6 protein-coding genes and 2 pseudogenes are annotated in these 9,414 nt (G+C 73.9%); 5 read left to right on the top strand and 3 right to left on the bottom strand.

Annotated features, from left to right (window positions below; translation table 11 throughout):
* The 3 genes and pseudogenes from AB0H64_RS43090 to AB0H64_RS43080 all read left to right on the top strand — a co-directional run.
* Nucleotides 1-708: pseudogene (locus AB0H64_RS43090) on the top strand (hypothetical protein); the annotation flags it as partial.
* 95 nt (nt 709-803) lie between these two features.
* Entirely contained in the window at nt 804-1,631 is an 828-nt protein-coding gene (locus tag AB0H64_RS43085) for an MOSC N-terminal beta barrel domain-containing protein (RefSeq protein WP_357637230.1), read from the top strand.
* Between the two features lie 83 nt (nt 1,632-1,714).
* Complete coding sequence (locus AB0H64_RS43080; protein ID WP_357637227.1) at nt 1,715-3,001, top strand: MFS transporter; 1,287 nt, start codon at nt 1,715-1,717, stop codon at nt 2,999-3,001.
* Here the strand turns inward: AB0H64_RS43080 and AB0H64_RS43075 are convergent.
* The gene (locus AB0H64_RS43075) at nt 2,983-4,545 is read right to left on the bottom strand and encodes a bifunctional 3'-5' exonuclease/DNA polymerase (RefSeq protein ID WP_357637232.1); all 1,563 of its coding nucleotides are present in this window, start codon (nt 4,543-4,545) and stop codon (nt 2,983-2,985) included. The genes AB0H64_RS43080 and AB0H64_RS43075 overlap by 19 nt on opposite strands.
* Nucleotides 4,546-4,739: 194 nt before the next feature.
* Here AB0H64_RS43075 and AB0H64_RS43070 point away from each other — a divergent pair.
* Nucleotides 4,740-5,667, top strand: a pseudogene (locus tag AB0H64_RS43070) (RNA-guided endonuclease TnpB family protein).
* Here AB0H64_RS43070 and AB0H64_RS43065 read toward each other — a convergent pair.
* Nucleotides 5,648-7,156: a metallophosphoesterase gene (locus AB0H64_RS43065; protein ID WP_357637225.1), complete on the bottom strand. Its 1,509-nt coding sequence runs from the start codon at nt 7,154-7,156 to the stop codon at nt 5,648-5,650. The pseudogene AB0H64_RS43070 and the gene AB0H64_RS43065 overlap by 20 nt on opposite strands.
* Nucleotides 7,157-7,278: 122 nt before the next feature.
* On the opposite strand from AB0H64_RS43065, the gene AB0H64_RS43060 reads away from it, so the two are divergent.
* Nucleotides 7,279-7,692: a hypothetical protein gene (locus tag AB0H64_RS43060; RefSeq protein ID WP_357637223.1), complete on the top strand. Its 414-nt coding sequence runs from the start codon at nt 7,279-7,281 to the stop codon at nt 7,690-7,692.
* 17 nt (nt 7,693-7,709) lie between these two features.
* Here the strand turns inward: AB0H64_RS43060 and AB0H64_RS43055 are convergent, their stop codons facing one another.
* A complete protein-coding gene (locus AB0H64_RS43055; protein ID WP_357637220.1) occupies nt 7,710-9,407 on the bottom strand; it encodes an FAD-binding oxidoreductase in 1,698 nt (565 codons plus the stop codon).
* Nucleotides 9,408-9,414: the final 7 nt, after the last annotated feature.

Genomic DNA, 9,414 nt, shown 5'->3' with positions numbered 1-9,414 from the left:
GGCCGCCCGAGCCCCGCGACCGGCGCCGGCGCGCGGCCGGCCAGGGGCAGGCGGCAGCCGGAGGCCGACCAGGGCGCGTGGATCCGCGGCGGACGGCCGACGCCCCGCCTCATCGTGGCCGCCGTCGCGGCCGCCGGCGCCGTCACGGCGGCCGTCATCGTGCTCGCGCCGGGCTCCGGCACGGACTCGCCCGCGGCCACCCGGTCCTCGGCCGCGACCCCGGGGGGTGCCTCGGAGCCCGCCGCCACGGCCGCGCCGCTCCCGGCGGTCACCGTGCCGGAGGGCTACAAGGAGCACACGCCGCCGGGGTTCAAGGCAGCCGTGCCCGCCGCGTGGAAGCCGGCCACGTCCGGGGACGGCACGACGTTCGCGGGGCCGAAGGACTCGGGCATGCGGATCGTGGTCGAGCCCGCGTCGTCGCAGCCGGACGGCGGCCTGGCCGAGCTGGGCCGGGCCGAGTCGGACGGCGGCGTCGAGGGCTACATCCAGGTGCAGCTGCAGGCCACGCAGTTCCGCACGTGGAAGGCCGCGGACTGGGAGTACACGTACACGCGCTCCAACGGCGTCCCGATGCACGCGCTGACCCGGTACGTCACGATCGACGACAAGTCGGCGTTCAAGATCACCTTTGACATGCCCGAGCTGACCTGGGACGACCAGGCCCAGACCCGCAAGGTGTTCCTGGAGACCTTCCGCCCCACGGCCTGACCTTCCGCCCGATGTCCGGACCTTCCGACCCCCCACGGACGGCCCGGCGGGACGGCCCCGGCGGGACGGCGCGGGCCGTGCGGTACGGTCACCGCATGAGGCTGGCGAGCATCCACTTCTACCCCGTGAAGTCCACCGGCGGCCACCAGGTGCGGCGGGCCGTGGTCGAGCCGTGGGGGCTGGCCGGCGACCGGCGTTACCTCGTCGTCGGCGAGGACGGCGAGATCCTGACCGGCCGTGTGCACGAGCGGCTGCTCACCTGCGTGGCCGAGCTCGGCCCCGACGCGCTCACGCTGACCGGGCCGCACGCGCCGCCCCTGCGCGTGGTCCCGCCGCGCGGGACGGCCGGCGGCCGCGTCAGGGTGGTCATGGGGGAGATCCCCGTGGAGCTGTCCGACTGCGGCGACGAGGCGGCGGCGTGGCTGTCGGCGCTGATCGGGGTGCCCGCCCGGCTGGCCTGGCAGGACGACCCCACCCGCCGTCCCGTCGATCCCCTGTACGGCCGCCCCGAGGACCGGGTGAGCCTGGCCGACGCCTACCCGCTGCTGCTCACCACCACGGCCTCGCTGGACCAGCTCAACGACTGGGTGGCGCAGACGGCCGCCGAGCGGGGCGAGGAGCCCCGGGCGCCGCTGTCGATGCGCCGCTTCCGGCCGAACGTGGTGATCGACGGCGTGTCCGAGCCGTTCGCGGAGGACGTCTGGAAGCGGGTGCGGATCGGCGAGGTCGACTTCCGGGTCAGCAAGGGCTGCGACCGGTGCGTGTTCACGACGATCGACCCGGTGACGCTCGCCCGGGGCAAGGAGCCCACGCGCACCCTCGCCCGCCACCGCAGGTGGGACGGCAAGGTCTGGTTCGGCGTCAACCTCATCCCGGACCACCGCGGCACCCTCGCCCAGGGTGATCCGGTGACCCTCCTCTGACCGTTCCGGCACTGGAGCCTCGTACCGTAAAGGCGCCTTGTCCTCTTTAGAGGGGATCTTGTGGGCTATGGGAGACTTCACAGGTGACCAGCGCCCCCACGCGATCCCCGATCTCCCCCCATGACGATGTCCGCGGAATTCAGCGTCGTACCCTCGCCGTCCTGTCCGGCGCGCAGATCGTCGGCGGCGTGGGCGTGGCGGTCGGCCTGGCGCTGAGCTCGGTGGTGGTGGACGAGCTGTCCGGCTCGACGGTCGTCAGCGGCTTCGCGGGCACCGCGACCGTGCTCGGCGCGGCGCTGCTGGCGCTGCCGGCGGCCAGGGCGGCCGCGCGGGGCGGAAGGCGGGCGGGCCTGTCGCTGGCGTACGTGGCCGCGCTCGCCGGCTGCGTGCTGTCCGTCGCCGCCATCTCGATCCGCAACTGGCCGCTCCTGCTCGCCGGGCTCGTCCTCGTCGGCGGCGGCAGCGCCGGCAACCTGGCCGCCCGCTACTCCGCGACCGACCTGTCCCCCGAGGGGCACGCCGCCCGGCACCTGTCGCTCGTGGTGTGGGCCGCCACGATCGGCTCCGTCGCCGGTCCCAACCTGGCCAGGCCCGCCGACCAGATCGGCGTCGACGCGGGGCTGGCGGACAAGGCCGGCCCGTTCGCGTTCGCGGCGCTCGCGTTCGCGCTGGCGCTCGTCATCGTGGTGGCCGGGCTGCGTCCCGACCCGCTCAAGCTGGCCCGCGAGCGCGACGGCGCCCGCCCCGTCACCGCCGGTCGCGTACGGACGATCCGCCCGGCCTGGGAGACGCTGCGCTCCACCCCGATGGCCCGGCGGGCGCTCGTCATGGTCGCGGTCAGCCACACCGCGATGGTCTCGGTGATGTCGATGACCCCGGTCAAGCTCCACCACGACGGCTCCAACCTGGACGTCATCGGCCTGGTGATCAGCCTGCACATCGCCGGCATGTACGTCCTGTCACCCGTGGTCGGCTGGCTGTCCGACAAGGCGGGCAAGGTGCCGGTGCTGCTGCTCGGCATGTCGCTGCTGCTGAGCTCCGCGGCCCTGGCGGGCACGGCCGGGCACCGCGTGTGGCAGGTCACCACCGCGCTGGTGCTGCTCGGGCTGGGCTGGTCGTGCGGGCTGGTCGCCGGGTCGGCACTGCTCAGCGAGTCGGTGCCGGTGGAGCGCCGGCCCGCCGTCCAGGGCCTGTCGGACCTGCTGATGAACGTCTGCGGCGCCACGGGCACGGTCGTGGCCGGCGCGATCGTGGGCGGGCTGTCGTACGGGATGCTCGGCCTGGTGGTGGGCGTGATGGTGACGCTGGCGGCACTGTGGCTGGCCGTCGCCCACGCCCGGACGCGCCGCGGTCACTTGGCGTCGGCGTAGGAGGCGACCGCCACCGCCTCCATCGGGAAGCGCACCGGCGTGCTGCCGAACACCAGCCGCGTCGCCTCCGCCGCCGCCGCGGCAACCGCGTCGATCACCTCCTGGGCCTGCTCCAGGGGGCAGTGCACCATCACCTCGTCGTGCTGGAAGAACACCAGCCTGGCCGGGTCCGGCAGCAGCCCGCGCAGCACCGCCATGAGCGCGAGCGCCCACTCGGCGGCCGTGGCCTGCACCACGAAGTTGCGGGTGAACCGGCCGCGGTCACGCGCGGCCCGGCCGCCCTCGGGGCCCGAGACGAGCCCGCGCCAGCGCTCCGACGGGGGCGGGCAGGTGCGGCCCAGCCAGGAGCGCACCAGCCGCCCCTCCTCGCCCGCCTTGGCGGCGTCCTCGACGAACTGGTAGGCGCGGGGGAAGCGCTGGCGCATCATGGCGAGCAGCTTGGGAGCGTCGCCGCTGGTGCCGCCGTACATCGCGGACAGCATCGCGATCTTCGCGTGACCGCGGTCACCGCCGAACGCCTGGGCCAGGGCGGAGTACAGGTCGATCTCGCCCGCCGCCCTGGCGAGCCCCACGTCTCCGGCCATCGCGGCGAGCACCCGCGGCTCCAGCTGGGCGGCGTCGGCCACGACCAGGGTCCACCCCTCGTCGGCCACGACCACCCGCCGCATCACCTTGGGGATCTGCAGCGCCCCGCCGCCCGAGGTGGCCCACCGCCCGGACACCACGCCGCCCACCACGTACTCGGCGCGGAACCGCCCGTCGCGCACCCACTGGTCGGCCCACGTCCAGCCGTGGAAGCTGAACAGGCGGGCCAACTCCTTGTAGGCGAGCAGCGGCGCGACGGCGGGATGGTCGACCTGCTTGAGCTCCCAGGAGCGGGTGCTCCTCAGCGCCACGCCCGCCCCCTTGAACGCCTTGACCAGCTGCTGCACCGAGTCGGGGTTGACCGGGTGACCGAACGCGGCCGACACCTCGTCGGCCAGCGCCTGGAGCCGGGCGGGCCGCATGCCGTGGACGGGTCTCGGCCCGAGCAGGTCGGTCAGCAGCGCGTCGTGCACGTCGCGCCGCCACGGCATGCCGTCGTGACCCATCTCGGCGGCGATGAGCGCGCCCGCCGACTCGGCGGCGACCAGCAGCCTGAAGCGGCCGGGGTCGGGCAGCGCCTCGATGCGGCGCAGCTGGTCGGCCAGCACCTCGGCGACGGCGTCGGCGCCCAGCGGCTCGGGCGCGAACAGGGTGTCGGGCTCGCTCGGCCGATCCTCGGGCACCGGCAGGCCGTGCAGGCGGGCGTGGGCGGCGCGGGCGGAGCGCGGCTCGCCGTAGCGCCCCTCGAAGCCCAGCAGCAGTCCCTCGGTGAGGGCGAGGTCGTGACAGCGGGAGACGCGCACCCCGGCGCGCAGGAGCGGCGGGTAGTCCTCCCGGGCGTCGGCCCACACCCAGCGGGGCCGCTCCCGCTCCAGCTCCCGCACGGCCCCCGCGAGATCACCGGAGCGGCCCGGACGATCGGACGACCCCACAGGGAGCACCGTCTCCCCCGCCACCACCACGTACACGCCCCCCAGCGTGCCAGGCGCCTACGACAAAGCAGAAAGCCCCGGCCATGGTGGAGAAAGTGCCGCCTGACGCAGATGAAGCCTCACCCGCCCTTTCGGTCCGCTGATGCGCATGCTGGGAGCCCAGGGTCCGAAGTCATCGAACACTCGTACATTCGGCGCGCGCTCATGGCACCTTTGACCTCGTGCAGCTTCGTTATCGGTACCGGATCTACCCGAGCGCCGCTCAGCGCACCGCGCTGGCCAAGGCGTTCGGGTGCGCGCGAACGGTGTTCAACGACGGGCTGCGCGTCCGGAGCGAAGCACACGCGGGCGGCTTGCCGTACATCTCGGATGGAGACCTGTCGAAGCAGATCATCACGCAGGCCAAAAGAAGGCCAGAGCGGGCGTGGCTTGGCGAGGTGTCGGCGGTGGTACCCCAGCAGGCGCTGGCAGACCTCAACTGCGCCTATCGCAACTTCTTCTCCTCAATGACTGGCCGCCGCAAGGGGCCGAAGGTCTCGCCTCCCCGGTTGCGTTCGCGAAAGGACAGCCGCCAGACGATCCGCTTCACCAGGAACGCCCCCTTCCGTATCACGGCGAGCGGAAAACTGCGCCTGCCCAAGATCGGGGACGCGCCGCGACTGGGAGCATAAGCTCTCCACACAGATCATCCGCGACAACCAAGCGGTCTACGTGGAGAACCTGTGCGTGTCCAGCCTTGGACGCACCAAGCTGGCGAAAAGCGTTCATGACGCCGGATGGTCGCTTTTCACGACGATGCTGGCCTACAAGGCCGAACGATACGGGCGGCACTTCGCCAAGATCGACCGCTGGTGGCCCTCATCGAAGCTGTGTGGGGTCTGCGGGGCTCTGACCGAGTCCCTGCCCCTCAACGTCCGGTCTTGGAACTGTCCATGTGGGACCGTCCATGACCGAGACGTCAATGCGGCGAAGAACATCCTGGCCGCCGGACGGGCGGACAGATCAAACGCCTGTGGAGACCGGGTGAGACCACCACTCGCGGAGGCACTGGTCGATGAAACAGGAAGCCTTCGGGGTGCCTCACCAACGGCACGGACGAAAGTCCCCGCACTTCCGTGCGGGGACTACGTCAAGACAAAGCGATCCTGACCTCGTCCTCCAGGGGTGGCTCCAGTTCCTGGTCCAGGCAGCCGGTGGCGGCGAAGCAGCGGAGGGTGAGCGTGTCCGGCGTGACCGACAGGTGCAGGAACTGCTTGAAGAACGGGGGCGTGTCCCAGTCGGACAGCTCGGACAGGTAGCGGTGGAAGACCCGGTCGACCGGCAGCCGCAGCGGCCACGGCCAGGACCCGAGCAGCCGGGCCGCCCACTTGACGCGTGGCGTGATCCGTACCGGCGACTCGATGGGCCGTACGGGGGTGTTGCCGATGCGCTCGGACATGACGCAGGCCGCCTCGGCCGGCGTGAGGTAGAGCCACTTCATGCGCAGCCGCCTGGCGTAGAGCTGGCTGTAGAACGACAGGGAGTCGCCGCGCAGCGGGTAGCACTTGAAGTCGTCCTCGTGGACGCCGGCGACGTCCACCCGGCCGATGGTGTGGGTGGCGTGCATGAACGCGCCCCCGCCGCCGGACACGACGTACTGGATGACCCGGTCGCCCACCCGGACGGGGTAGCGCTGGTAGTTGTGCACGTCGCCGCCGATGGCGGCCACGTAGCGGTGGCGGGGGTCGCGCACGATGTCGTCGATCGTGCCGCCGTCCTCCAGCGGCGAGGGTTTGTACTCGTTGCGGGTGTAGATCGGCTTGCCGGTGACGAGGATCTTGGGCCGGGGGTCCAGGGACACCTCGCGTAACCAGGCGGTCTGCCGCCGGTCGATGGCGCCCCTGATGCCGGTGTCGACGCCGACGACGAGCAGGCTCTCGCTCTCGATCGCCCAGTACGGGCCGGGCTGGGCGGCCGGGCCGGCGGCCTGCTGGGAGGGGCGCGAGCGCAGCTTGCGGGCCTCGGCCAGGCGGGACTCGTCGATGGTCTCGGGCCTGCGCCAGAGGAGCCCGCGCAGCCGCCCGCCGGCCGGGCCCGGCTTGAGCGGCGGCGCGTCGCAGAAGACCCGCATGTAGCCGCCGAGCCCGTCGTACCAGTCGTGGTTGCCGGGGATCGCGTAGATGGGTGCGTCGTAGTCCTGGTACGGGCGGAAGAACTTGTCCCCGTACTCGTTGCCCGATCCGGCCGGGTAGATGACGTCGCTGGCCACCACCGCGAACGACGTCCCCCGCCCCATCCGCAGCAGGCCGGGCACGACCGCGTACTGCGAGGCGTCGCCCTCGCCGGTGTCGCCGAGCAGGATGAAGTCGAAGGCGGCGCCCAGGCCGGGCCGGACGCGGAAGCCGGGGTCGGCGCCCCGGTCGAGCTGGCCGCGCACCCAGCGCTCCCGGACCTCGGGCGACGGGTCGCCGAACAGCCCGGCCAGGATCTCGTTGCGCGAGCGCCACAGTGTGCGCGGGTCGAGCCAGGTGAAGCCCTTCCGCTTCGGGCGCAGCCGGTCGAACGCGCCGATCCGGGAACAGGCCCAGCCTGCCCCTTCTTCGGACACCCGGGACGAGAGCTGCTTTCCGCGTTCGGCCGCCGCTTCCACCATGACCATATCTTTACCGTGATCTTTCCGGCGCGCATCCACGAACGCTCCGTGCCGCTCTCGACACGGAAGGTTCCCATGTGTAGCCTCACGCCCCAAGCAAGCGGTTGTCGGCCGCGGGAGGGGCTGCCATGGCCCGGAACGGTCCGGACGATACGACCCGGCGGGACACCTCGGAGGTGGCCGCCGTCGAAGGGCTGCTGGCGTTCGCGCACATGCGGTGGCGGTGGAGCCGGGCGCGGGTCCGCTGCGTCGTGGAGGCGGTCGCGCGCAGCCGCGCGCTGGCCGCCGCGGACCCGGCCGCGCACACGCCGCTGCTGGTCCGCTCGCTGCGCGCGGCGGCCCGGGTGATGCTCGGGCGCGGGCGGCCCGGGGAGGCGCTGCCGTACGCGCTGGAGGCCGCCGCGCTGGCCCGCTCGCTGGGCGGCCCGGCGCTGGTGATGTGCCTGGGGACCCTGACGGAGACGTACGAGGCGCTGCACCGGTACGGCGAGGCCGCGGCCACGGCGCGGGAGGCCGAGGCCGCCATCGACCCGCCCCCCTGAGCCCGCCGGAGGGCCGGTCAGGGCACCAGCGCGCCGGGGTTGAGCACTCCCTCCGGGTCCAGCCGCGCCTTGACGGCCCGCAGCACCTCGACGCCCACCGGCCCCAGCTCCTCCGTGTACGCCTCCAGGTGATCGCGGCCGACGCCGTGGTGGTGCGACACGGTCCCGCCCGCCCCGGCGATCGCCTCCAGGGTGGCCCGCTTGGCCTTCGCCCACTGCTCCACCGGGTCGCCGTGCTGGGCGGTCACCACGGTGAAGTACAGCGACGCGCCCGTCTCGTACACGTGGGAGATGTGGCACATCACCAGAGGCGACCCGAGCGCGCCGAGCAGCGCCAGCCGCACCGCGTCGTACAGGCGGGGCAGCCCCGACCAGAAGCAGGCCGTCTCCAGCGTCTCCACGGTCGCGCCGGCGGCCAGCAGAGAGTCACGCAGGTACGGCGCCGAGTACCGGCCCCGCTCCCACGCCCGCCCCGGCTCCTCGCCGAGGGGCTCGCCGCCGTGCCGGGCGAGCACCGCCCCCGCCCCGGCCCGGACGGCGGCCACGGACGCGCCCTCGTAGCCGGCGATCACCAGGCAGCCGGCCCCGCCTCCGCCCGCTTCTCCTCCGCCCGCCTCTCCTCCGCTCGTCTCTCCTCCGCCCAGCGCGTCCGGCCGGGCCAGGCCGACCATGGTCTCGGTCTCGTCCGACAGCCGCAGCACCGTGGGCAGCGGCCCGTCCTGGGCGAGCGCGCGCAGCGCGGCGGCGCCCGCGCGGAACGACGGGAAGCGCCAGCCCTCGTAGACCTTCTCGGCGGGCGCGGGCCGCACCCGCAGGCGCAGCGAGGTGATGACGCCGAACGCGCCCTCGGAGCCGAGGACGAGCTGCCGCAGGTCCGGCCCCGCCGCGGAGCGGGGCGCCCGGCCGAGCTCCAGTGTGCCGATGGGGGTGGCCACGGTCAGCCCGGCCACCATGTCGTCGAAGCGGCCGTAGCCGGCGGACGCCTGCCCGCTGGACCGGGCCGCCGCGAAGCCGCCGAGCGTGGCGTACTCGAACGACTGGGGGAAATGGCCGAGCGTCATGCCGTGCTCGGCGAGCAGCCGCTCCGCCTCCGGCGCCCGCAGCCCGGGCTGCAGCTCGGCCACGCGCGACTCCGCGTCGAGGCCCACGAGCCGGTCCAGCCGCCCCAGGTCCAGCGCCACCACACCCGCGAACGCCCGCCCACCGCCCCCGTTCCCGGCCCCGTTCCCGGCCCCGTTCCCGGTCCCGGTCCCGGACGGGCCGGCTTCCGTGGTCGTGGGCCGGCCGGCGGCGAGAGCGCCCACGACCGAGGTGCCGCCGCCGAAGGGGACGACGGCGACGCGCTCGCGCGAGCACAGCTCCAGCAGCGCGGCCACCTCGGCGTGCGAGCCGGGCAGCACGACGGCGTCGGGCGCGTCGAGGGCGTCGCCGGCGCGCATGCGCAGCAGGTCGGGCGTCGACTTGCCGCGCGTGTGCCGGACCCGCGCCTCGTGGGAGGTGTGGACGTGGGCGGCGCCGGTGATCCCGGCCAGCGCCTCCAGCAGGCGGCCGTCGAGGGCGGAACCGGGCAGCCGCACCGACTCCAGCGGCACGGCCGGGGCGGCGGGCCCGCGCACGCCGAGCAGGTCGCCCAGCAGCTCGCGGACCGGGCCGGGCAGCTCGCGGGCGCGGGCGGGGTCGCCCCAGCCGGACCAGAGCATGGGTTCAGCGGACATGTCTACA

This window comes from Nonomuraea sp. NPDC050733 (genome assembly GCF_040654215.1).
Taxonomy (GTDB): Bacteria; Actinomycetota; Actinomycetes; order Streptosporangiales; family Streptosporangiaceae; genus Nonomuraea.
This window is presented reverse-complemented; position numbering and strand designations above follow the sequence as displayed.

What these genes read in the sequence shown, in the direction of transcription:
- AB0H64_RS43085 (WP_357637230.1), top strand. Translation starts at nt 804, where the DNA reads ATGAGGCTGGCGAGCATCCACTTCTACCCCGTGAAGTCCACCGGCGGC.
- AB0H64_RS43065 (WP_357637225.1), bottom strand. Translation starts at nt 7,156, where the DNA reads ATGGTCATGGTGGAAGCGGCGGCCGAACGCGGAAAGCAGCTCTCGTCC.
- AB0H64_RS43060 (WP_357637223.1), top strand. Translation starts at nt 7,279, where the DNA reads ATGGCCCGGAACGGTCCGGACGATACGACCCGGCGGGACACCTCGGAG.
- AB0H64_RS43055 (WP_357637220.1), bottom strand. Translation starts at nt 9,407, where the DNA reads ATGTCCGCTGAACCCATGCTCTGGTCCGGCTGGGGCGACCCCGCCCGC.